Raw genomic sequence first — 23,429 nt, forward strand, 5'->3', positions numbered from 1 at the left:
GATACCCTTTGCGTTTTTTGGGGGGTGGCTGGGCATATCCAAGCAGGGGGAAGCTCTGGCAGAGAAGCTTCTGGCAGACACGGGCTATAACTTCTTAGTTGAAAGAAAGATATATGGCATAACCACACCCTATGTGGACCTTCGCGTTTTCGAGCTTGACTGCGGCCACACCAAAATATATGGCGAGATGAAGACAAAAAAGCTCTTTGTGGAGAAGGAGGGAAGAGTCTATGAGATGCCTCTCCTCAAGTACGATGCCAGCCAGTACCTGAGAATGCTCAAGAAAGCCGTGAATTTTGCGATAAAAAACGAAGCGCCTAATATCGGAAATCTCCGGCTCATAATGGGCGCGCTTTTTGACGCCCAGGAGATGATTGAAGTCGAGCTTCCTATCCGGTCAGCTGAAACCGAGCTTAGAGCGTCAAAAGACGCAATAGAAATCTTCTGCAAGGCAAACAAGCTCAAGCCCACTTCACCCTGTTGGCAGAGTTGCCAGTAGCTGCCTTCAGGGATCGAACTAAGATACAAAAGGCAAGATATATTCTTATGAGAGCCCTGTTTTTCAGCCCCCACCCGGATGATTCTGCAATAGGTGTCGGAGGGATAATTGCAAAGCTCACCAAAAAGGGATGGCAGGCAGGGTATGTTTACACAACCGACGGGCGGCATGGAAGCGACACGCTCAGCCCGGAAGAAACTCTGAAGGTGCGCGCCCTGGAAGCAAAAGCCGAAAGGGACATTTTCGGCATCAAAGAGCACTGGTCCCTTGAAATCGAGGACGGCACGCTTTCAAAATTAAACGATTTTGGGCAGAAAGAAGCGGTTTCAAGAATTGAGGAAATAATTCTGAAATTCCGGCCAGACGTTGTATTTATCCCTTCATACTCTGACAGGCATTCCGACCACCGTTCAACGCACGATCTTGTTATGAAAGCCCTTTCCAAGAAAGGTAAAGATGTTCTGGTTGTAAAATACCAGGTTTGGTTTTTCCCTGACTTTTACGAAAAAAGGCAAGACCCCTGCGAGAAAATAATGCTTGTCGGAATAGACGACGAGCTCGAAAAGAAACATGAAGCTATAAGAGTCCACAAATCCCAACTGGAGCGCGTGGAATATGATGAAGCGTCAAAGCACATAAACGCCTACTTTTCAAGGATTTTCAAGGCCTGCAAGGATGACGGAGTCTGCCATGCCGAAATCATAGGGATTTTCAACCGAAACGAAAAAAACCGCAAAAACGAGGAAAAGCTCATCAAAGACCTTGGCTACACAAGGGATATTTCAAAAATTTTCCACGGGAGGGCTGAGCGGAAAATAGAATCCTGATCCGCTACCTCCCAAGATAATCCCTGACAGGCCCACAAAACATATAAGCTTGCCGGGGTATGCAATTTATACCTTGAAGCCGCCATATGTTATGGCAATTAGTAAAGACCTATGGGGGGATATTGAGGACGCAGTAGAGGGCATACACAAATATGGAAGAAAAGTTGCCCCTCTTGACGGGCCGATAGTACACTCCGGAGGATACCGTGACCGGGCAGGGGTGGCCAGGGATGCCCTTTGTGCCCTGGACGGGGTAGATTTTCGCGACAAAGAGTCCAGAAAGGACTATCACAGGATGATGTGTACAGCTTTTACTGGAAGCCCTTTGAAAGGGGAAAATCCCTCTCCACTGGAGGTTGGAAAAATCCGGTACATCCCACAACTGAAGGTTTATGCTTTCATGCCAAACCATCAGGCCTCCATGGAAGACCTGGAAAACACCCCCCTTGCCGGAAGCGAGCAGGTAGTTCTGGACGGCGACAGATACGTAATTGAAGAAAAACCTTTCAAAACGAACCTGCGCGTAAAAGACGTGTCTCAAGTAGGGCCACGAGGGCACCCCTACAGGTTTGGAATGGGGCTTCAGCACGGAAGAGTTTCAACGTATCAGGACCCGACAGGAGAGTTGCATGAAATGCACATCTTCCGCCCCACTTACGACCTCCAGGGAAACTTTGTCCCAAACTTGTCATTTACAAGGGAAATGATGCGCGAAGGAAGAACGCCCGCAAAAGGAGAGCACTTCGTTTTTTTATACCCCGAAGTCTATACAAATGCGTGGGAGACCTCTAAAAAGCGCGAGGAGCTCAAAGCCCTTGGAATCAACGTGGACTCAACTCATGAATTGCACTGGCCAAATATGGTGAACTACACAGGCCTGGACTGGAAAATTGGAAGGATTGGGCCCGACGGAAGCGTAATCAGAAGTTGGGAACTGGAGAAAAAGCCGTTTGGCCCTCAATCTGATGAAAATTCAAAAGGCGCCTTCCTGCTAGACTACAACTATGAGCCAGAAACTAACACCTCGCGCCACGGCCTTGTGGGGAGCATTGGCATAGAATCAAATTTTGCAAATAGTATCGCTCTTGGAGACCCTGAGCCCGCCAGGGAAGTAGCGGGTGCAGGAGATATTCTGCCAAAAATTGCAAATACGCTTAAAGAAGCATACAATAGGCGCATGCCGAGCGTACAGATTTTGGTAACAACTCAAAAAAGAGATGGAAGAGTTTCTGAGCTCACTGGCATCGAAAAAATCGTAAACGAATTCCCGGATTCAGAAAAGTGGGGGCATTTAAGGAAAGTTAAGGGTCGAAAGGTAATTTAGGCCAAAAGAGGGGATTAAATCTCCAGCTCATCAAAAGACTTAATATCAACGTCTATACCCTCGCCGGATGGCTTGCCGCTGTAGCCGCCTTCTCCCCTGTCGATCCTAATAGTCGTGAGTCCAGGCAATGCTTTTTTTGCGTCTTCAAGGGCTTTTGGATTATCCTCAACAAAAACTGCCCTCCCTAGCGGATTGACCATTTTTTCAAGAACGGGCAGCTTGTTAGGATTTTGCACCACCATGATTTTCTCAAAAAATCCCTCTATTTCGCAGCCCCTTATCCTGCCCCAGACATCCTCTCCATTCAAAGTAAGAATATGCATTCGAACCTTCCCCTTAGCCCTCTTTAAAAAAGGCAAAACATCCGGATAGAGGCATTCCTTTGCCAAGCGGGTATGGGTTGTCACAACTTCCCTCAGCAGATCTTCATCTACCTCGGGCAATTCCTTTTTTATAAGACCTATCTGGGCCTCAGACCGGTAGCCAGGCCCATCCTTGCAGGCGTAAAAAGTCCTCGAAAAAACCTCTTCAGGGACGCCCAGATCCTTAAACTTCCGAATGAGAGCCCTGACCCATTTTTTGGTGCTAAAGAGAGTATGGTCAAAGTCAAAAACAATTTCCAATCCCTCCTTTCCGGACAAGTCTACCATAACTAGAGTTTTCAAAAAAGTAATTTTAAGTGCCGGCGGCGCCTTTTGCGGAAGGGTTTGATTCCCAAAGTGATTTAGCGGACCTTGCTTCCGTCAGGAAGGTTTTCCTTAACGATTACTCCAGGGCCGATTATGCAATTGTTCCCAATAAGGACTCCCGGCATTGTGGAAGTATTTATTCCCATCTTCACGTTCTCGCCGATTATGCAGCCAAACGAGGTAAGGCCTGTTCCCTTCTTTTTTCCCTTGACGACCGAGAAAATCTCTCCCCTGTCGAGCCGGACATTCGCGGTTATGACTCCGGCCCCGATTCTCGAGTGGGCGCCAATTGCGGTGTCGCCAATGTAGCCGGAGTGCATATGCACATCCTCCTGAAACGCCGACTTTGCAACTTCAGAATGGGCCCCGATAAGGCAGCCCGTCTCAAGAGTTGTGTCCCTTACAAGGGAAAAGTTTCCGATTATGCTGTTGTCTCCAATATAGGAATTTTTTATGACTGAGTTCTCGAATATTTTCACATTCTCGCCGATATGGGAATTTTCAATTATGACGCCTTTGGCGATTTTAGCGGTTTTTGAAATAGAATCTTTTTTCTTTTTCAAAAGCTCTTCTCTTATCTTAAGCCGGTGCCACGGGTACTTGACTGAAATCATATCTTTCTTCGTGAGAGCTACCCGGGTGTCCTTTTCCTTCATGTGAAGGGATAGCGCATCCTCAAATGCGTACATGTGCTCAGGAACCCTCTTGTAGTAGCCAAAAAAATCCTTTGGAAGAAGATACGAACCGACAACCCGGATATTTGATGGGGCTTTTCCCGTTTCCGGCTTTTCAACTATCGCCTTTGCCTTGTCCTTTTCAAGGTCAAAAACACCATAGAGCTCAGGAGTATTTGTTTCCTGCCCCATAAGCACCATTCCAGCGCCGGTTTCCTCCTTTTTCGCCTTAAGGACATCTATAACTTCAGCAGCGTCCGGGTGGTTCGGGTTAAGAACCACAAAAGCGTCCCTTATGTGATTTTCCGCCTGCATGACAGCGTCTCCCATCCCCTTTGGCTCCAGTTGCACTACATACTTAAGGCCAGGAAGCTTTGAGGAGAGCGCAAACTCAATTTCACGCCCAGGTCCCTGTATGACAACGATGTCTTTTTCAGGGATTCCTGCGCTTTTTATGCTATCGACCGTCCACTCCAGCATTGTCTTTCCACACGCCGTGGTAAGGGATTTATGCCTCTTGTTGAGGGGCCAATACCTGGAACTTTCTCCTGCCGCCAAAACTACTGCCTGCATTTTTAATTTTCACCTGAATTAATTTCCCCGGTTAAGTATATATTTAAAGTAATATGGAGTAATACTCTATTTTTAAGGTGATGAGTGGTAGTAACTTAATGAGTTGGAAATACGAGCCAAGAGGGATTAGTCGAAGAGGTCTTGAGACATATGTTATGGCAGGTGGAGCGTTTACTACCGCTTTAGCCATTCCAGAAATGTACTTGGGATGGAGTGAGCTCATAGAGAGAAATTTTAATGAGTTGGTTGCTGCACGAAGAAGAGACCAAAACCTCCTTAAAGGCAGGCAATTAGAACCCCTGGCAATTGTATGGGACGGGCTTGGAACTAATGGCTTACTTGACGAAAATGGACGGCCAGATTCTGCAAAAATAAACGCCGCGGTTTCCAATTACGAAACTCACCTGGGCCAATATGACGCGCTGGATGTGATTGGAAAAGGCCTTGTAACGCAATTAAACAATCTGGATAACGCCAAAACAAATCTTGGCTTAGAACTTGCCAGGATATGCCGGGGCATAACAAATATGCCCTACAATGAGCGTGGACGATGGAATAAAGGCGGTTGCAAGACTGGAGAGGGCTATCCTGAAGGTCTTGTTCATCCAGACTGGGTCGCTGAAGAAATAGGCAAGTTGAAGAATGAAGGCCTGCTTTAAGCCAGAAAGTGGTGTATCTGAAAGGGTTAATTTCTCAAACAGTAGTCCATTAAGATTGTCAAGAAACTTATAGAGCCAATTGTAAAATTCACTCTGGTTTAATGGCAAAAGACTGAAAGCTGCTTCGAAAACAGCGTCCCTGAGTGCAGCTAGTGACTGCGTTCGGGATAGATCAAGATTATCTTATAAGAAAACAGCCCCTGGCTCATATAGCGCAAGCTCTCTAAGAAGGTGATCTACCTTTCCCTGAGGATCATGGCGTAATCTTCCCTCATGCTCCAACCTAAGGTAAGTATCTTTAATATCCCCCAAAACCTGATTGTGCGTTACTTCATCCAATGAAGCAAACCAACTAGGCCCCCCATATTTGTTGCCTTCGGGTCTCATCAGGTAAGACAAATTAACCCCCTCATACAAAGGTTTTCCTGACATCTCCGTAATAATGGGCTGAGTCTTTGCGGGGGTACTCCTTTTCAGCGAATTAATGAAGTACGGGATTTCCATCTCCTTCCATTTATTGGGATATATCTCTCCAAAACAAGCATTGTTTGAATAACCCTCTGCCTTACCGTTTTTTATACCACATACCGGAAACCACGACCTAAGTAAAGTGCCCGGACCCATATGGGTTTGGACCCGGTAATCACCCAAGACACCAAGCTCTGCATCCAGAATCCCCGCATCGTACCACTGATGAGTATCTTTTTGGGCAAAAATTGAAAGCCGCACAGTATTGGCTTCGTTGACATTGTCCTTGCTGAGGCCTCCAATCGGATATACTCCCCCATCAGGTCCAGGGGACAGATAGGCCCCATTTCCATCAGCAATAAGAACGGGCAAATGGTCACAGAACGCGCTTGCAAAAGCCAGTGCCTCAATATTATTGCCTGTGTCAAGGTAAAGGAGCGTTTGCGTTCCCGTCTCACTCGGGTACAAGCTAACCTGCTTTTTCTTATCCCATATGCGGTCATCAAGAGTGATTCCTCTACCCTCAGCCAATAGCCCCATCTCCTCTGCAATACCTAAAACGGCTTCATTTGGCAACCTTCCATGATTTTCCCTAAAACTTTCATAAGCACGCCTCTGCAACTCCCAGGAATCTTCAGCTAAGCCCTCAATAAGACCAAAATCCATAATCCTTACTTACCCTCGCCCAAGACAACCGCCATAACCTTCTCCGGGTCATAGACAACCATTCCTTCAGTGGTTAGAATGTCCTTTCCGACAAACTTTCCGCCCTTTGGCACGTCATCAAAAGGCACGATTCCAATGTGAAGCGGCTCCTCCTTCTGGTGCTCCTCTATCCTCTCCTTGCTCGGCTTTGCCGTGTTGTAAATCACAAGGTCAAATTCACACCCCATGTACCTTTCAAGCTCTTTTGCCTGTCCCACAACGGTGTACCAGTGCGTCTCTCCCCTCTTTGCCATTGCAGGGCAGATGAAAATCTTTTTTGCCTTCGACTTCTGAAGCGCCTCCTTTATGCCTTTCGGCAAAATGCACGGCACCATGCTGGAGTACATGTCTCCAGGGCCTATAATTATCATTTCTGCTTCCTCAATTGCCTTAAGTGTCTCAGGATATGCCTTTACTTCCGGCCTGAGGTATGCCTTAACAATCTTTGAGTCTGGGCTGTGGTTCTTTGGAACATCAATTTCATCCTCGCTCACCGCTTCTTTTCCATTGTCAAGAAGCCCGACAATATCAGTAATCTCAATGGTGGCTGGAAGGCATCTTCCCTTTACCTCCAAAAATTCGTGCGCAATGTCCAATACCTTGCTATAATCTCCATGCACATGCTGCAAGCCGCCAAGAAAAACATTTCCAAAGGAATGGCCCTTGTGGCCCCCGTCAAACACCTCTCTGCCAAACCTGAATGCAAACAGGTCTTTTTTCCATCTGGGAGCATCTGAAAGCGCAATAAGGTGTCGCCTTATGTCGCCAGGCGAAAGAATCTTAAAGTCTGCCCTCAGCTGGCCTGTGGAGCCGCCTGAATCAACCATGGAAGTAACTGAGGTTACATCATGTCCCCTTTTTTTAAGTTCCGGGAGAACCACCTTTGTTATCGCGTTTCCCCCGCCAAAACATAATACCTTCGTCATAAAGTTATTTTCTTAATATATTTATATCTCCAGTCTTGATGTAATTGCCAAGTAATACGATAATATCCTAAAACCGAAATGGGCAATGTGGAAGTTTCACCCAGCAGCTTTTCCGGATAATCCAATATTCTGCCCTTTCTTAAACCCCCAAATCTGGTAGGTATAACTCTCATCATCCTCCTTCTTAAACGCCCGGTATTCCTTCATGTAGACCGGTTGCATAAGCCCTGAAATAACTGCTCGGTAGCCATCCATTATAAATCTCTGCGTCTTAGGCGAAGCGTTTACTATATGCGCCATGACCAAAAATCCCCCCACCTTCACCGAATGTGCGAGCTTTTCAAGAAAATCACAAACCTCCACCCAGGAATGGTCAGATCCCAGATAATAAAGAGACTCGCTTAAAAAAACTCCATCGTAAACCTCCTTATCCAGTCCAGATACATACCTGAAATAGTCATCATCTGAAATCCGGACTCTCTCTCCATAACCCCCCATAAGCTCTAATGCCCTCCCTACAGCAATATCAGATATGTCCACTGCATCGATCCCTGCATCGGGCCATTCTTCTGCTAGTCTCTTGGTAAAGGCGCCTTCAGCACAGCCGAGTTCAAGGAGTCTCTTAATAGGAATACTGCCTGCCAAATCCTTTGCCAAGCCAATTTGCCTCTGGTATTTTTTAGATTCATACTCCGAATCAAAATAGTGCCAAAAATCCTCTCTGCAACTATAGAATTTTGAATTAAAGTATGCTCTATTGAATTTGGGCATCTTATCAGATTACCAGCCGCGGCTCTCCTTGAGAAGAGCGGCAACGGCAGCATAGTCCGCTGCATCATTGACCGGGACGTACGGAATTCCTTCCTCCAGGGCTTTCTTTTCCGCCTTAGAGCCCTTCTGGGCAAAGAAAAGCGTGTCCTTGCCCCGGAAGATGTCGCTTGGCCTGTCTCCAACGCTTAGAAGAAGCATATCTTTGCCAGGCGCAACCTTTTTCGCCACAAGCCGCGCAGTGCTCTCTTTTGTCACGCCTGAGACGGACTCAGGCCAGAAATCAACGCACATGTCCGGGTGAGACTCATATTTGTAGCCCGGAGGCAAAACCTCCCTTGTGAATCGCTCCAGGTCCTCAAGAGAAACCGGCTTGTCCCTGGAGTCTCTCCAGATTTCGACGCGACCTTCCTCTGTCCTGCCAAACCTGAAGCTCTGAAGCGTGTACTCTTTTGCCAATGCCTCGTAAATATGCTTAACCGAAAGAGGCGTGAGGTCAAGCTCGATTTTGCCGCTTGTTTCGTTATATACCAGGACATAATCAGCTTTCTCTCCTTCCTGCTGCCTGTAGGTGTTTAGCGTGCTGAAAAGGTCTTCTGTTGAAACCTTCCTGCCCTTGACGTGAATATTGTTCTTGAGGTTTCCTGCTTCTTCAGCTTCAACATAATAGCATTGCCTGGCCGAGTCATTGGACTGGACAGCAAGCTTAAACTCTTCATCGGCCGCTTTGGAGATTACTCCTTCCCACGGCCTGTAGAATACCTCCTCACTGACGGGGGCAACAACTGCGAGCTTGCCGCCCACCATATAGACCTGTCCGCCCTCGAAAACGCCAATCTCAGGCACAAAACCATCCCTTTCAAGAATAGCCATCATGGTCTTGTAATCCCAGCCAGTGCTGGGGCCAACATAAGCGCCGGAATCAGAAAGCGCGTTAAGAGAATCGGCAACATTAGGCCGCGCCTTCAGGTCAGCGCTGCTTGGGTCAATCGTATAAGGCCCATTTACATTAAAATAAGCCGCCAATCCATCAAAGCTCCCCCGACCGCTTTTCGTAAGCAGGTCCTCTGCCTTGAACAATTCCTTCCTAAGCTCTTCAGGGCTATAGCCCGAAATATTTGCAAAGTAAGCGGTACTGTTAGATGAAGCTTCTGCGGACATAATTTTAGCCCATTTTAAATATATAAAGACTACTCCAAGATGCTAAATTGCCTGCCAGATTTGCTCTAACTCGGGATTTTATCTAAAATCAGGCGGCTTTTTTCTGGGCGGCTCTGTTCCTCTTGCCCAGGTACCGGGAAATCTCCTTTCTTAGCCGCCCAATTCTCTCATAAGAGCCGTCTCCAGGAGCCATGCCTGATGAATCAATATAGGCATCAAACTCCTTTCCTGACACAATCTCCGACAAATCTTTCATAAATTTCTCGTAAGTTTCCCTGTCAGGCGCCGCAACCCAGCCGCTTCCGTCATAAACTTCATCTTTGGTGTCCGCCTTTTTGTGCGTTCCTTCTTCAGTGTAAAGCGGATCGCCTCCAACAGTAACCAGAACAAATCTGGAGCCCTCAGGAAGGCCATTATTCATAGAGTGAATAACATATGCGTCTTTTCTCTGCCGAAGTTTCGTGTCATACGGCTCGACCAATACCGACCTCTGGGGGGTTATCACTGCAAAGCCCCCGCTTTCCCTGTAGGAATCAAGATACTCTGAAAGTATGAAGTAAGCGCTCATGTCATTTGTGGGCCGGTACCCTTTTTTGGCAAGCCCCTCGGAAAGCCGGTTTGCAGCAACCCACTCCTTTTCCTTCTTCTGGCCAAATATGAATGTCCTGATCTTGTTGTAAAGGGAGAGGTTTTTTCTGTTTACGCCCGAAATTGCGTAAAGCCCGCCCGATTCATCGTAAATGTACGCTTTCTTTCCGTCCGCAATGACAATCGGGTAAGCCCCTTCGACATCTGCCAGGGCCACCTTTGAAACCTCTCCATTGTCTTTCTCCGAAAGGATAATTGCAGCGGTGCTTGTCGGGCGGTAGGGAACTTCCTTTCCCCCGACTTCCTCCTTAATCCAGTTTTCCCCGTCAAGCTCAAGGCCGGGGCAGATTTCCTTCGCCCGTGTTTTCAGGTAAGAAAGTGGCAGATTCCCGTTTCTCTTCAGGTAGTCTCCAGCTTCCTGCTGAATTTGGTAAATTGCCCGCCCTAAATCCCTGTTTTCTGCCATAGTTTAAACTACACCTTGCCTATTTCCGTCAAAACTGCCTTATAAAGAGCATCATTAGGCACAGCGAGGAAAGTTTTCCTAGTGCTTTGGTTGTAGATGTCATCTAGTGGCCAAATCCCATGCAGAGTGATTTCTTTTGGCCTGAAACGTTGCTTCTGGTGTCTGCTTGGCACCAACTCAACCGCTACGCCGCCAGAACCATTCACCATATCTCCAACGGTGGCCATTTTAGGAAAATGTTCCCCTACCGTCAGGTAAACATCAAGGTTACCTCTTATGATTTCTGAAGCATAGTCGGGACCTGAAACATCAAGTTCAGTTGCTCCATAAGACCTCAAGAGATCCCTAAACCCACCAAAGGTTTCTTCAAGTTGACCGCTTCGATCAAATTTCCTCAGACTCTTAAGGCCCGGTGCAAAAGTCCGAACCTTATCAAGAGAATCAATACTTTCAGGGGACCTCACGGGTTCAGCGCTTGCCGCACCCCCCATTTTACGAAAAACCTGAGAGATGGGGCCTCTTGTATAAAACATGTCCTCCCCCTCCAAATCTATGATTGCAGAACCCAATAGCCGGCCCTTTTCATCGACAACTGCAAGGGAAGCATTAGCCCCTCCCAGACCCTCATCAGGGTTAATCCTGCCCTTCACAAATCCATCCACGCCATCAAAGTCTGACACAACTAAAACATCTTGATACTCGCCCGTTCCACCTAGCTCCTGGTACCTGCCTTTATTAAGGGTGGTTGAAGAGAGCCCCAAATCACCCATCAACTTATCCAACCCCTCTACGAAAATTTCTTCAGCAAGAATCCTTTGGTGCTCCTTACCATCATGAAGGTATCTGTAAGTGCTCCCCCGCCCTATAACTTCATCCCTGCCCAAACTCTTCAATACGGAAGGAAAATTCTCAAGATATCCCAAGCACTCCTCAAAAACTCTTTCAGACATAATATACCCTAGCCAAGTTGTATTTAAACAATCATCTGGCAGAGCATAAGTGCCCTAAAAACACCACAATGCCATTACAAGCGCCCAATACGCACCCCGTAAAGAAAAGCCCTCCAAAAAATTTCATTCTCCAAAAACACTCAGCAACCGGCTCTTCAAAAACCTGGGTGTGTCCCTCCAAGATAATGGTAGAGCTCTTCACCGATATTGCTTCCCCAGGCAACATGCCGCACATTTGCGTCCCTGTCCATACCATAGGTGAGAAGATTTAGGACTTTCCTGTAGACCTCGATTGGCTTTAAGCCGTGTTTTGCCGCGAGGCCTTGCATCTTCTTTAAAACCGTCTCGAAATATGCCTTCTTTCCTGCCTCATCCAGGTAGCTTGTCCCAAAAGCCCCTACCTTTTCGGCCAACTCGAAGTAACTGTGGGTCTGCTCGATGTCTTCCAGAACAAAGCGCCGGAGCTGCAAAAGCGTTTCCTTCTCTATTGCTTCAAGCACCTCTTCGCTCTTGCTTTCAAGGTAAAGCCGGTTCATCTCCTCGGTGCCAGATGCCCTGACGACAAGCCGGCTCACGACTCCCGCCTCTTCCATTACAAGCTCGACCTTGTCGTTCTTTGTGCCGCCAATCCACTTAATGGTCTGCTCTCCAAGGACTTTAGGCGGGTTGTCAATCCAGTAATTGATAAGCTTCTCCTTGGGATAGTTTGGAACCCAGAGATCTACCCTCTTGTCAAAGGTTGTCCCGTATTTTTTCATGTGCGCCTTCCACATCTCTCCCGGCTTCATGTTTCTCTGTGCAACCATGGACGCCACAAGGCACAAGCCAACGATTCCGTCCTTATCAGGGAACCGCTTTATGGAAAACCCTCCGCTCTCTTCACCAGCAACCGCGGCTGGCAGGTCATATTTCTTCATTGCAGCGGAAATATACTTGAAGCCGACTTCAGTTACAACACACGGGAATTTCTGCAGCTCTGCCACTGACGGGTCAGAGATATGAACAAGGTTGTAGAAAGGATGCCTTACAAGCGAGTTCACCATATCAATCTCCGGCGTTTTAATGTCATATCCGTCAGCAGTAAGCTTTACGATAACATCATCAAGCGCAGTTGAAGTCGAGCCCGTCCTGATAATCTGGTGGCCTTTCCAGTCCAGGTCAACAACCATGAACTCGATTAGCATCGCCATCAGCTTGTTAAGGTTGGTAAAACCGCTTTCATCCAGAACCCCGCCGCACCGGTCTCCATCAGGGTCAGTTGCGCCCTCAAACACAGCATCAAGCGCCTTCATCCGGTCCATGGTCGGAGTCATCCACCTCTCTTCCGGGTTTCCGTAGTGGCGAAGCTTAAGGAACGTATCCTTCTCAGAGTCCATCTGGAAAACAGACTCCTCGTAAATGCCCATCTTCCGGAAAATCTCGGAAATGTACCCTCTCGCAGCGCCGTTCATCGCATTGTGTATGAAAGACTTTTTGGAATAAAACTCCTTCAGAAGCTCAGGAAGAGGCCTCCTGCCGATTATTTTTCCGCTATTGTCAAAAACCGCAACGTTCTGCTCTTTTAGAAGGTCTGCAATCCAGGTCGTGTACTTGCCCCGCATATCGATAAACTGAAACTTCCTTTCGCGCTCCGCCCTGCACAAATCGCACTTCTCCACAGGGTCTTCGTTTAAGTTTATGAGGTTTGCTTCCCGCTCGACCCTGTCGGTAACCGAAGTCGGGGCAACATCCCCATTATGCAGGCTAAGCCGCTGGCCCTGCATTGAAATCGGGTTGTGGCTTGGAGTCATATTCTCGCCTGCTGCCGCCTGGAGCTTTTCCTCCTCGATAAGCCAGTAAACAAGCGCGCCTGTTGGCGCCGCTTCCCTTGAAACCTTCACAGGAAACCCTTGGGCGATAAACACTCTTGCGCTCTCTATGGCGTATTCCCTTGAGCCAAGCCGGGTGTCGTAAACTATGATAATCGGCCTTCCGCTTTTTTTCTGGAAGATGCTAACCTCCCTTGCCGTCGCAAGAGATATGATGTCAGACCTTCTCTGGGTAAAATCCTTTCCAACATATGCCCGAAAGCCAGAAGTTCCAAACCGGATTTGCTTTTTGTCATAAATCTTGAGAAGCAAGCACCTTAGCGCCTCGTTTGTTGTCCTCTCGGAAAATGCATAAATTTTGTCGCCGATTTTTGTCGCCTCGGCAACTCTGAAAGGTCGGAACCTCTCGTAATCAGTCATGCCCCGGAAAAATGGCAAAAGCTCATCGGCAATAAAGCCCTGCTTGTTTAGCTCGGAAAATTCAGGCCTTTCAAAAAACTTCTTTGCTGCAATGTATGCCGCATCCCTCACCCGCTTTGCATTCTTAAGCTGGCTTGTGGAAAAATTGTACTTTTCCTTCAGTTTCAGATATTCTGGCGAGTCATTCTGGTAAGCACCTATAAGCTTGTTTATCCTTGAGTCCGGGTCTTCGGCAACCTCAAACGAGTACTGGCCTGACTCTATCAAAAACAACTGAAGGGCTGCAAAAACGCTTGGGAGGTCTTTTGTGTCAAATCTGTCCATTCCCCCCAAAATGTTTTTCAGAAATTCTATTGCCGCCTCACTTGCAGAGTCAAGAATTTCCTTGTCCCGGGTTTCAGTCATACAGATTATCAATTGGGTTGTAGTTCCAATGCACTCGGAAATGCCGAAAGGATTCTTTTTTGAGGATTCTTTTATTAAGTGCAGGTCAGAAATGACTTTTTCCTTGTTTTTTGCCAAGTCGTCACTTCTGAAGTAATACATAATTTATCCCAAGATTAAATATTTAGGCATACTACTTGACTGTCACGCTCTTTGCAAGGTTTCTTGGCTTGTCCGGGTTTTTGCCGCAGGCGACCGCCATATAGTACGCAAAAAGCTGCAGAGGTATGACGCTTACAAGAGGATAAAAGAGTTCGCCCACCTTAGGTATTTTTATCCAGGCATCGTACAGGTCTCTGTGCTCATCTGAAACTGCAATTACATACGCCCCCCTCGACTTTGCTTCCCGGGCATTGCTAAGCGTCTCATCAAAGGTGTAGTCTTTGGGGCATACCACGACAAGGGGCGTGCCCTTCTCTATGAGGGAAATCGTCCCATGCTTAAGCTCCCCGGCAGGCATACCCTCAGCGTGAATATAGGACAGCTCCTTTAACTTGAGCGCGCCTTCGGAAGCAATCGCAAAATCAATTCCCTTGGCAATATAATAGAAATGCCTCTTGCCCTTGAACTTCTCTGCAAGGTCTTTGAGGAGAGCTTCATTTTCGGCAAGTATTTCAGGAATCTTCTTGGATATCGCCTCAAGCTCAAGCTCCGCCTCCTGCATCCTGTTTGCAGCAGCGTAGGCAATCATGTACAGGACAGCAAGCTGGCCGGTAAATGCCTTGGTCGAGGCAACCGCAATTTCAGGGCCGCAGTTGGTGTCAAAAACAATGTCAGAAACCCTCGCAAGGTGAGATGTTGCTACATTTGTCACGGCAATGATTTTTGCGCCCTTCTCTTTTGCCTTCATTACTCCTTCAAGAACATCTGCCGTCTCTCCGGACTGTGAAACCGCAATTATGAGGGTATTATTGTCAACCGAGTCCATAAAATACTGGAACTCGTGCGCCATGACAACCTCAGCGAACTTCCTTGCGACTTTGGACAATACATACCGGCCAACAATTGAAGCGTACCTTGCAGTTCCGCAGGCAGTAAAAATTACGTTTTTAGCCCTGAGAATCTCCATTGCCGCCTCAATCAGTTTTGCATCCTCCTGCTGGCTGGACTTCTTTATCGTCTCGGCCTGCTGCAGGATTTCCTTGTGCATATAATGCCCATTTATGCAAGGCCCGCCGCATAAAACCTTAATCTGCTCAACATTCTTATTAATTTCCTTGCCGCTTATCGCATCATATATTTTCAGGGTCATGCTTTAGCCATACCTCCGGACACAAGTCCTACTTCAAACACAAACCTAATTTTCATGCTCGCTTCCCAGGACAACCATTTCATGGTCGTCCAGATATATTGCCTTGTCTGTTTCTTCGGCGAATGCCTGGATATCGCTTCCGATAAAGTACTCATCGCCCTTGATTCCGACGACCAGTGGAGAGCCGCTCTTTATCCCGACAATTCCATCAAAGTACTTGTGCATAGCGACAATCGCATTTCTTCCCTTGAGCTTCAGGAATGTTTTTCTGACAGCCTCGGGAAAATCAGTTCCAGCGTTAAGCTCGTCGCCTATAAGGTGGGCGATAACTTCGGTATCAGTTTCGGAGTGAAACTTGTGCCTGCCTTCAAGCTCCTTTTTAAGCTCATCTGCATTTTCGACAATCCCGTTGTGTATCACTGCAACGCCGCTCGAGCAAAGGTGAGGGTGGCAGTTTCTTTCCGTTACCTCGCCATGTGTTGCCCACCTCGTGTGTCCTATTCCGATTTTGGCATTGCTTTCGAGCTTAACATCCGCATTCTCGATATCACCGACTTCCTTAATAAGCTTTATGTCATTTCCTTCCTTGAGGCCAAAACCCCAGGAGTCATATCCGCGGTAACTTAACTTTACAAGCCCCTTTCTAAGGTGGTGGGCTGCGTTTTCCTTTCCTATGTAGCCGAATATACCGCACATTAATTACATTCAAAGATAAGCATATTTATACCCATATTACCAGGTATTACCTTTTCGATACCACTGATAAATACGTATGCTTTAGGGAATAAAAAGATTCTTGCTTCCACGACCGACTAAGCACCAATCAAGCAATATATAAACAAAGTTCCAAATAGTATTATGAATTCGTTGGTCAATTTCATAAAAAAGAATCGTCTTTTAGCCATAAATACAATGCTAATCATTCTGATGATCGCTTATCTTACTTACTTTACCCTAGAGATACAAGAAGAGAGAAAACAGTACGAAGACCAAATACAGCATCTTGCAATCTCCACAACTTTTGACCGTCTCTGCCACTCCATGTACAAGGCCTTTGACTGCAACCCCGAGAAGCTGACAGAGGTTCAAATTAGCGCTACTCTGGCCAATGGCCACAGACTTGAAACTGCCTTGGACTTGTGCAGAGAGGCGTATTCAAACCCCGAAATGACTGCTTCAGAATGCATGGATACCTGCGCTTTTTGCAAAAAGTAAATTTGCCTTAAGCCGAAGCATATCTCAGTATACCCCCAACACCCCCAATATTCTTGAACTGCACTCCTTCCGGCGTCGAGTTCGATATGAGCTCGCACCTGGCTCCAGTCTCCGAACAGAGGTCCTCGACTACCCCAAAATTATCGAAATCGTCAGAGACAAGAACTACATCGACGCTTCCGTCCCGAAGCGCTTCAATCGTATCATGCTCGCCATAGACAACTTCCCCCTTGCCCTTGCTGAGCTTGACAAAAAACTCCTTAAGAATGTTTAACTCCCTTGTAATCTCTGCCTGCTGAATCAGGTCTTTTCCCCTCTCCAGGGTTTCCCTGATGCCCTGCATGTCAGTGTAAGCTGTGTCCACAACCCCGATTACCTGCTTTGCCAGGTCATTAGGGAGGTGTTCCTCATTTAGAAATTTCTCTTTGATAGGGCCGGGGCCCGAAATAATGATTCCCTTAAGCTCAAGGCCTTCGGCAACATTCCTGACAAGCGCGGCAGTCTTCTGCAGGTGTAGCAAGAGAAGGTTGTCGCGAACTCTCGAAAACCTTACAGAACTCTGGCCGCCGGCGCGGGTCTTTCCCGGAACAAGGGAGTCGATATGGTTTTTTATCGTGATGTTCTTTCCTGAAACAAGCGCAATTGTCGCCTCGCTCTTGTCAAGGCATACAATCATATAGTTGTCCTTTTCCCTCACAACTTCCTTGAGCGGCTCTGTTTTAAATGTCTGGCCGCACCAGTAAAGCTTGACTCTTATTGGCTCAGGAGGGACAACCATCCAGAGCTTTATGTCCTCCTTTCCCTCTTCCTGGGACGTATTTCCGCAGAATATCGCAAGCCCATTTTCCGGAAGCTTTCCATACAGCTTAAGCTCCTGTGAGATTCTTTCAAGCGCGGAAAGCACGTTTTTTCGCACGGTTTTGTTCTTGACGTTCCTCGTAAGCGCCTGCTCCTGGGCAATCAGGCCTGCCGCCTTGTTGAAGTCGCTTCCGGCAGGTATATAAAACGTGACAAGTTCCGTATGGCGGCCTCTTATCTTTTCAAGCTCATCTACAACCCGCTTCATCTTTAAAAGCTCCGGATCCATATCTATATTCCGTGGGAAGCTTCTAAAGGCAACTAACTGCCAATCAGAAGAGTTTATCCACCTTGATTACCTGGAAGAATTCACAATATTTGCCCTTTCCAGACATTGTTCCCCTGAACCGGTTCAGGCCCTCGACGCCCTCATCAAAAGGATAGTTTTTTAGCTGCGACTCGTGCTTTTTCATGGCTTCCAGCTTAGTGTCCTTGACGCCTGTTATGTCTTCAATATAAGAGAAATTCTGAATAGGCGTCCATACTTCGTATGCCAGCACGGTTTTTACCTCCCAGGGCTCCCCGTAGCATTCCTGAAAGCAGGGTGCAGCAGCCCTGCCTACTGCCTCCATGCCAAGCTTGCTTGTCACCCGATGGTCTTCATTGGCTTCATCCTTGTGAGGAAACAGCACCAGCTCCGGCTTTTTGCTCCTTATTAGATTAATCAGCTGGATGAGATTATCCGTTGTGTACTCCAGATACCCGTCAGGATTTCTTAGGTAAACTACATCCTTAACTCCCAAAACATCTGATGCAGCCCGGGCTTCTTTTTCCCTAAGTGCCGCCAACTCCTCCTTGGAATAATTAAGAGAGCCAGCATCACCATTGGTCAGGTAAACCGTGGTGATCTCCCATCCGGCATCTGCAAGCTTGCGGATAGTCCCACCACAACCAAGCACATCATCATCCGGGTGCGGGGCAAGCACCACCGCCTTTTTTATTTCAGTCATGAATATTATTCGGTAATATCGGTATATATACCCTTACCGATCTTTAAAGGTTATGAAAAAAGTAGCAATAACCGGGGCCGAAGGCACTATTGGGAATGTTCTAAGGGAAGGGCTTAAGAAAGATTATGAAATAGTTTCCATCGACATTGGAGGCACCCCTGCGGTTGATACCGCAAATTATAAAGAACTTTATGAGGCGGTGGACGGCGCAGACGCCATCATTCACCTCGCCTGGGACACCGAGAAAGAAAACTTCAGAAGCGGCCAGATAAACCCCGACAACGTGCAGATGATTTATAACGTTTACCAAATTGCAACAGAAAAAGGTATCCCTAGGGTAATTACTGCAAGTTCGGTTCACGCCGACAATTTCTATGAGTGGAAAGGGCCTGGGCTTCTTTCAGCCCAAAGGCCAAACCAGGTTCCGGACAGCCCATACGGCGCAAGCAAAGCATTCATGGAAGCTCTTGGTAAGTACTACTCCAAAAAAGGCCTTGAAGTAGTGGCAGTTCGATTTGGAGGAATCAATCCGGAAAACGTGCCTCCTGCAGAAGCCGAGGATAGAATCGGCAAATACGAGCGTCTGGTCTGGCTTAGCCACGGAGACTGCGTGGACCTTATCAAGAAATGCCTTGAGGAGCCAATACCCGGAAACTTTGCGGCCATTTACGCAGTTTCGGAAAACGAGGGAAAAGTCCACGACACGTCAAACCCTGTGGGATGGGCTCCAAAGGACTCTGCCCAGACCTTTGGAAAATAACCGCTAAGACAGCCAAAGATTTTTAAGAAATTCTCTCGGGATGAAACCTTTCTGGCAAACCAAAGAGAAGAACCCTCTAACCTATTATGGAACCTAAGGAAAATCTAATCCGGAAAAAGAATGCAAAAATCGTTGACCTCGGCTCGAAAGTTATCAGAAAGTATGCTGCCCGGGACAGGCAACTGGAGATAAACTGCATGGCCCTTAATGGAAGGACTCCGCCAGAAGAAGGAACCTTCCTGTGCGAGACCAAAGTGCACTTTATGGTCCTCGTAACTAAAGGCAGCGGAAAACTATTCTGCGGCAACTCCACATACCTTGTCGAGGAAGGTGACTGCCTGGATGTCCCTGCAGGAACCCTTTTTGCGGCAGAAGGCAATTTCGAGTACATAACTGCTGAAAGCCCTGCCTGGTACAAAGAGCAGGCAAAAATCGTCGATATTGAGGGAAATTCAGCCGAAAGTGAAACTTAGACTTTGGCAAAGCCACACCTTTTTTAAAAAAAAGGCATTTTTATGGGCGTGTAGCTCAGCTTGGATAGAGCGCTACCCTTCTAAGTCAGACCTTCTTTCTTTAGAAAAGAAAGAATGGCCGACACCTCCAAGAAAGAAAACGGACGGTTGATGAAGTCAGGTAGACGTCGCAGGTAGATCCCTTTTCTTGAAAAGAAAAGGTCTCCATCCCAAAAGAAAAAGATTCAAGAAAGACCGATGGAAGGCAAAGCCTCCCGTTATGTTCACCGTTTGGGGTGCAGACCTTTGGCCGAAGGCTAAAGGGTTGCTGCAATCGAATCCTGTCACGCCCAAATTTTTAATTATATCTACACTTATGTTTGACTATAAACTGGACGTTGGGGAAATGCTTGGAGAGATAAAAAGAGGTGAACGCTATGTCATCTTTCCGTCAGAAATTGGAGAAAGAAAAGACCTGTTTGAAGAGCTTGGGGGGCTGGAGGTAAGCGACACCGATTTTTGGAAAATGTGTGGTCTGCATGGCACCTGGCAAATTCCTGGACTTCCGGGGCTTTTTAGGGAAAAATACGGCCTAAGCGATGAGCAGGAGTTATTACTTGAGTTTCTCATAGAAAACGCCATAATTCATGGAAACGAAATGACCCAGATAAGCAAATAGACATAAAAGTCCTTGTAGGAGACCACACTGCATTTAAGATAACAGACCAGGGGCTTGGATTCTACTCTCGTGACGTCCAAGAGCGTTTTGAAAAGGGACTTCCCTATTCGGGAGGTAGTGGACTAGGCACCAGAGTAGCAGCCAAGTGCACCCAGTCGCGTCTTCGCTACCTGGAAAATGGAACTTCAGTAGAAGTGCTTTTCCTAAACCCAGAGGTTATGCCAAAGCCGTATTTTATGAAACTTTATCCAGCCCATTAGACCAGTTCATCGCTCAACCCAGGTCCCAAGATCGTCCTTGACAAATTTTTCCTTTACCGCACTCCAGGCGACCTTGCTTGCAACCTCCTCCCTGCTCTCCTTATTTCGAATCCTCCTTGGGTCTCTGTAGGTTTCCCAGGCACTGTTAAATGCCTTCAGGTAAATTTCCTGGGCATGCTTTGGGAGCACTCTCCTGACAGAGGGAGGCAAATCGGTAAGGGATTTATGGGGCATATTTCATAAATATATGTTTTTTTCAGTATATATGCTACAGAAACTAACTCCTGTCCTGAAAGTAGCTAAACAGTAAGCCGGAGCTTTACTTCAGGGCAGCCGACAACCTCAACCATAACCTCAGTTATGCCTGGAAGAGTTGTCTGAAAGGAGATTGTCCGTATATCTGCCTTCTTTATCACTTCAGCCACCTCCTTTAAAAGCTCCTGCCCCTTGTCGCTAAAGCCATAGACTGTGTAGCCCCGTATGTCTGCCCCCGAATTCTGAATCCGGATAAGCCCCTCCTGCGAGTTATTGTCATACTTGAAGTCCAGATGCTGAATGCTCACGCTCTGGCAATACGCATCCCCCTCAAGCTTTGAAATTTCACCCCGGGTGTAATTCATGGCCCAGGTGCCCACAATGGTCGCTATTGCAATGCTAAACGCGATAAGAAGAACAGAAGCAACGACAGGAGAAACCCCTTTGGGCCTATATCCCATAACTAATACCCTATTTTAAAATAACTCTGGCAATCATTTTATGCCTCTGTAGCTCAGTCGGCTGAATCTTTTTCTTGCGAAGAAAAAGCTCCATGACCAAAAAGAACCTGCGTTTTCCTTCGGGAAAACGATGCCTCATTTGCCCACGGGCAAATAGAGGGCAGTTTAGCCGCCTTGCGGCTTATAATTGACTACGGCTTGGAATTTCCGGCAAAGAGCGCGGGTTTTGTAAACCTGAGGTCGAGGGTTCAAGGTCATCCCTTTTCTTAAGAAGAAAAGGTCTGACAACCCCAAAAGAAAGGGGGTTGTGATGAGGAGTCTCCCTCCAGGGGCTATATTTTATCAAAAACTATTTCTTTCAAACGAATTAATTCTGGAATTTTCTTATTTTCTGCCGCGATAAACCCTTTTCTGGTGTGTAGGCCGCCTTGCCTTTCCCCGCTTTATTTCGGGAGGGGCTCTTGCTTCGCCGCCTTGCCTGAAGGTTCTTTTTCCGCCAGTTCTTGGGCCTCCGTTTCCGGACGGCCTGAATCCAACTGGGTTTCCGCCGCTTCTGCCTGAACTAAATCCTCCTCGCGGACCGGACCTGTCTCCATAGCTGCTTCTTCCATAGCTTCCGCCACGGCTGCCACGGTCATCTCCGGGCCTGCCGCCTTCAGAACGATAACCCTGATCTTTGCCGCCGAATCTGCCTCCCCTGGAATCAAACCTCCCGCCTCGCTGGTCGCCAGTCCTTATTGACCTAATCCTTTCCACATAGGGCATCTTGGTTTCCGCTATCTCAAACTCATATTCCTTAAGAACCTGCCTGAAATTATCGGTGTCCCTACCGGAAACAAGGTTAATGACCATTCCCTCTTTGCCGGCTCTAGCGGTCCTTCCAGCCCGGTGGACATATTCTTTTGCGTCCTTTGGGGAATCGTAATTGTAAACGTGGGACACGCCCTTAACGTCAAGCCCTCTTGCCGCAACATCTGTGCAAACCAAAACCCCGACCTTCTTTGAGTGAAATTTCTCCATCACAGTGTCGCGCTTGTTCTGAGTAAATCCGCCGTGTATCGGAAGCGCCTCTATTCCAAGCGCTTTGAGATTCTCGGAAACAAAATCGACATTCCTTCTCGTGTTGCAAAAAATCATCACAAGCCCAGGGTGCTCCTCTTTCAGAAGGTGGGCAAGAAGCGAGAACTTCAGGTTGTCAGGATAAACATCATAATAAATCTGCTTCAGTTTCTTCGGGTCAACATAATCGCCTGCAGAAATCCTGGTCGGCTCGCACAAAAACCTCTTTGAAAGCCCCTCGATTTCATAAGGCATCGTGGCCGAAAAAAGCATTGTCTGGCGGTCTTCAGGGCACTCGTAGATTATGTCCTCGACATCGGGAAGAAAGCCCATGTCAAGCATCAGGTCCGCCTCATCCAGAACAAGAATGAATACCTCCCGAAGGTCAACAGTTCCCCGGTCAATATGGTCAAGCATCCTGCCTGGAGTCGCAACTGCAATCTCAGCAGACTCAAGCGCTTTAACCTGCGGGTCAAAGGAAACGCCACCGTAAATAGAGGCGACTTTCAGTTTCTTGGCCTTTGCAAATTTCTTCAGGGTTTCCGACACCTGGTTTGCAAGCTCCCTTGTGGGAGTAAGCACAAGCCCCTGCAGGCCCTTTCCCTTCTCAATGGACTCTATCATTGGCAGGCCGAAGGCAAGAGTTTTTCCCGATCCCGTATAGGAAGCGGCAATAATATCCTGTCCCTTTAGCGCCATGGGAATTGTCTTTTCCTGAATCTCTGTAGGCACAGTGATTTCAGCTTCCTTCAAAATAACCAGAAGATCATCGCGAATCCCCAGTTTTTTAAACTTGTCCATCACCATATATGCAGGAAAGCTTTAGTAGGGCATATACTTGCAAGAAAATCCAATTCGATATATAACTCTAAAAAACAGGCAAAAAAACCAAAACATTCAAGCGATCTTTGGGGAAAATCTTATCTTCCCCGGTAAACAGTTCTTGCAAGAGTGGTTTCTCCTCTTGCCTTCCCCCTTTTCACTTCGGGGGGCATTTTTTCCTCTTCTTCCTGTCTCCTATAACTTCTTCGTTCCCGGAACCTGTCCCGGCCTTCGCCTTCGTCCCTGTCTCTGAACCTCGGTCTTCCACGGCCTCTTTCTCCTTCAGGCCTCCGACCAAACCTATCGTCCCTTCTTTCTCCAAACCTGGAGTAACTTCTTCTTCTAAAGCCCGGCCTTTCGCTTCCCTCGGCGGGGCTTCTTTCACGGGGCATCTCGTCCCCGTAGTCTTCGTATTCTTCCATTACTGAAGTTGATTTGAAAGCTTTAGTAGTTGGTA

The 23,429-nt window shown here is 47.3% G+C and carries 25 protein-coding genes and 1 tRNA gene; 9 read left to right on the forward strand and 17 right to left on the reverse strand.

Annotated features, from left to right (window positions below):
* The 3 genes from JW727_00950 to JW727_00960 all read left to right on the forward strand — a co-directional run.
* Positions 1 to 499 (forward strand): hypothetical protein (locus JW727_00950; GenBank protein ID MBN2094592.1); only part of this gene is annotated, 499 nt, incomplete at its 5' end.
* A gap of 47 nt (positions 500 to 546) precedes the next feature.
* The gene (locus tag JW727_00955; GenBank protein MBN2094593.1) at positions 547 to 1,326 is read left to right on the forward strand and encodes a PIG-L family deacetylase; all 780 of its coding nucleotides are present in this window, start codon (positions 547 to 549) and stop codon (positions 1,324 to 1,326) included.
* Between the two features lie 91 nt (positions 1,327 to 1,417).
* Entirely contained in the window at positions 1,418 to 2,650 is a 1,233-nt protein-coding gene (locus tag JW727_00960) for a hypothetical protein (GenBank protein ID MBN2094594.1), read from the forward strand.
* A gap of 14 nt (positions 2,651 to 2,664) precedes the next feature.
* Here JW727_00960 and JW727_00965 read toward each other — a convergent pair whose 3' ends face one another.
* Both JW727_00965 and JW727_00970 read right to left on the reverse strand, forming a co-directional pair.
* A complete protein-coding gene (locus JW727_00965; GenBank protein MBN2094595.1) occupies positions 2,665 to 3,300 on the reverse strand; it encodes an HAD family hydrolase in 636 nt (211 codons plus the stop codon).
* A 74-nt stretch (positions 3,301 to 3,374) separates the two neighbouring features.
* Positions 3,375 to 4,586, reverse strand: a complete 1,212-nt coding sequence (locus tag JW727_00970) for an NTP transferase domain-containing protein (GenBank protein MBN2094596.1) — start codon at positions 4,584 to 4,586, stop codon at positions 3,375 to 3,377.
* A 155-nt stretch (positions 4,587 to 4,741) separates the two neighbouring features.
* On the opposite strand from JW727_00970, the gene JW727_00975 reads away from it, so the two are divergent.
* The gene (locus JW727_00975; protein MBN2094597.1) at positions 4,742 to 5,245 is read left to right on the forward strand and encodes a hypothetical protein; all 504 of its coding nucleotides are present in this window, start codon (positions 4,742 to 4,744) and stop codon (positions 5,243 to 5,245) included.
* Between the two features lie 183 nt (positions 5,246 to 5,428).
* Here the strand turns inward: JW727_00975 and JW727_00980 are convergent, their stop codons facing one another.
* From JW727_00980 to JW727_01020, 9 genes are all read right to left on the reverse strand, one after another.
* Entirely contained in the window at positions 5,429 to 6,379 is a 951-nt protein-coding gene (locus JW727_00980) for a hypothetical protein (protein ID MBN2094598.1), read from the reverse strand.
* A gap of 5 nt (positions 6,380 to 6,384) precedes the next feature.
* Positions 6,385 to 7,344: a YvcK family protein gene (locus JW727_00985; protein MBN2094599.1), complete on the reverse strand. Its 960-nt coding sequence runs from the start codon at positions 7,342 to 7,344 to the stop codon at positions 6,385 to 6,387.
* A 96-nt stretch (positions 7,345 to 7,440) separates the two neighbouring features.
* Positions 7,441 to 8,115, reverse strand: coding sequence for a class I SAM-dependent methyltransferase (locus JW727_00990; GenBank protein MBN2094600.1), 675 nt, complete (start codon positions 8,113 to 8,115; stop codon positions 7,441 to 7,443).
* 9 nt (positions 8,116 to 8,124) lie between these two features.
* Positions 8,125 to 9,273, reverse strand: coding sequence for a hypothetical protein (locus JW727_00995; GenBank protein ID MBN2094601.1), 1,149 nt, complete (start codon positions 9,271 to 9,273; stop codon positions 8,125 to 8,127).
* An 88-nt stretch (positions 9,274 to 9,361) separates the two neighbouring features.
* The gene (locus tag JW727_01000) at positions 9,362 to 10,327 is read right to left on the reverse strand and encodes a hypothetical protein (protein MBN2094602.1); all 966 of its coding nucleotides are present in this window, start codon (positions 10,325 to 10,327) and stop codon (positions 9,362 to 9,364) included.
* An 8-nt stretch (positions 10,328 to 10,335) separates the two neighbouring features.
* Positions 10,336 to 11,277 carry a hypothetical protein gene (locus JW727_01005; GenBank protein ID MBN2094603.1) on the reverse strand — a complete coding sequence of 314 codons (942 nt, stop codon included), beginning with the start codon at positions 11,275 to 11,277 and terminating at the stop codon, positions 10,336 to 10,338.
* A 155-nt stretch (positions 11,278 to 11,432) separates the two neighbouring features.
* Positions 11,433 to 14,051, reverse strand: a complete 2,619-nt coding sequence (locus tag JW727_01010) for a hypothetical protein (protein ID MBN2094604.1) — start codon at positions 14,049 to 14,051, stop codon at positions 11,433 to 11,435.
* Between the two features lie 31 nt (positions 14,052 to 14,082).
* Positions 14,083 to 15,201, reverse strand: a complete 1,119-nt coding sequence (locus tag JW727_01015; GenBank protein ID MBN2094605.1) for an isomerizing glutamine--fructose-6-phosphate transaminase — start codon at positions 15,199 to 15,201, stop codon at positions 14,083 to 14,085.
* Between the two features lie 45 nt (positions 15,202 to 15,246).
* Entirely contained in the window at positions 15,247 to 15,897 is a 651-nt protein-coding gene (locus JW727_01020) for a class II glutamine amidotransferase (GenBank protein MBN2094606.1), read from the reverse strand.
* Positions 15,898 to 16,113: 216 nt separating this feature from the next.
* Here JW727_01020 and JW727_01025 point away from each other — a divergent pair, with 216 nt between their 5' ends.
* Positions 16,114 to 16,416: a hypothetical protein gene (locus tag JW727_01025; protein ID MBN2094607.1), complete on the forward strand. Its 303-nt coding sequence runs from the start codon at positions 16,114 to 16,116 to the stop codon at positions 16,414 to 16,416.
* A gap of 7 nt (positions 16,417 to 16,423) precedes the next feature.
* On the opposite strand, the gene prf1 is transcribed toward JW727_01025, so the two are convergent.
* Together prf1 and JW727_01035 are read right to left on the reverse strand one after the other, a co-directional pair.
* Entirely contained in the window at positions 16,424 to 17,503 is a 1,080-nt protein-coding gene (gene prf1 / locus JW727_01030) for a peptide chain release factor 1 (protein ID MBN2094608.1), read from the reverse strand.
* 43 nt (positions 17,504 to 17,546) lie between these two features.
* Entirely contained in the window at positions 17,547 to 18,224 is a 678-nt protein-coding gene (locus JW727_01035; protein ID MBN2094609.1) for a PIG-L family deacetylase, read from the reverse strand.
* 52 nt (positions 18,225 to 18,276) lie between these two features.
* Between JW727_01035 and JW727_01040 the strand changes: the two genes are divergently transcribed.
* From JW727_01040 to JW727_01055, 4 genes are all read left to right on the forward strand, one after another.
* The gene (locus tag JW727_01040) at positions 18,277 to 18,984 is read left to right on the forward strand and encodes an NAD(P)-dependent oxidoreductase (GenBank protein ID MBN2094610.1); all 708 of its coding nucleotides are present in this window, start codon (positions 18,277 to 18,279) and stop codon (positions 18,982 to 18,984) included.
* Positions 18,985 to 19,070: 86 nt separating this feature from the next.
* Positions 19,071 to 19,457, forward strand: a complete 387-nt coding sequence (locus JW727_01045) for a hypothetical protein (GenBank protein ID MBN2094611.1) — start codon at positions 19,071 to 19,073, stop codon at positions 19,455 to 19,457.
* 44 nt (positions 19,458 to 19,501) lie between these two features.
* A tRNA-Arg gene (locus JW727_01050) sits at positions 19,502 to 19,789 on the forward strand.
* Between the two features lie 23 nt (positions 19,790 to 19,812).
* Positions 19,813 to 20,115, forward strand: coding sequence for a hypothetical protein (locus JW727_01055; GenBank protein ID MBN2094612.1), 303 nt, complete (start codon positions 19,813 to 19,815; stop codon positions 20,113 to 20,115).
* Between the two features lie 266 nt (positions 20,116 to 20,381).
* On the opposite strand, the gene JW727_01060 is transcribed toward JW727_01055, so the two are convergent.
* The 4 genes from JW727_01060 to JW727_01075 all read right to left on the reverse strand — a co-directional run bounded on the left by JW727_01060 (position 20,382) and on the right by JW727_01075 (position 23,394).
* Positions 20,382 to 20,609, reverse strand: a complete 228-nt coding sequence (locus JW727_01060; GenBank protein MBN2094613.1) for a ChaB family protein — start codon at positions 20,607 to 20,609, stop codon at positions 20,382 to 20,384.
* 65 nt (positions 20,610 to 20,674) lie between these two features.
* Positions 20,675 to 21,091, reverse strand: coding sequence for a hypothetical protein (locus tag JW727_01065; GenBank protein ID MBN2094614.1), 417 nt, complete (start codon positions 21,089 to 21,091; stop codon positions 20,675 to 20,677).
* A 384-nt stretch (positions 21,092 to 21,475) separates the two neighbouring features.
* Positions 21,476 to 22,957: a DEAD/DEAH box helicase gene (locus JW727_01070; protein ID MBN2094615.1), complete on the reverse strand. Its 1,482-nt coding sequence runs from the start codon at positions 22,955 to 22,957 to the stop codon at positions 21,476 to 21,478.
* Positions 22,958 to 23,070: 113 nt separating this feature from the next.
* Entirely contained in the window at positions 23,071 to 23,394 is a 324-nt protein-coding gene (locus tag JW727_01075; GenBank protein ID MBN2094616.1) for a hypothetical protein, read from the reverse strand.
* Between the last annotated feature and the right edge of the window lie 35 nt (positions 23,395 to 23,429).

Source organism: Candidatus Aenigmatarchaeota archaeon, from assembly GCA_016932615.1.
In the GTDB taxonomy this organism is placed as follows: domain Archaea; phylum Aenigmatarchaeota; class Aenigmatarchaeia; order QMZS01; family QMZS01; genus JAFGCN01.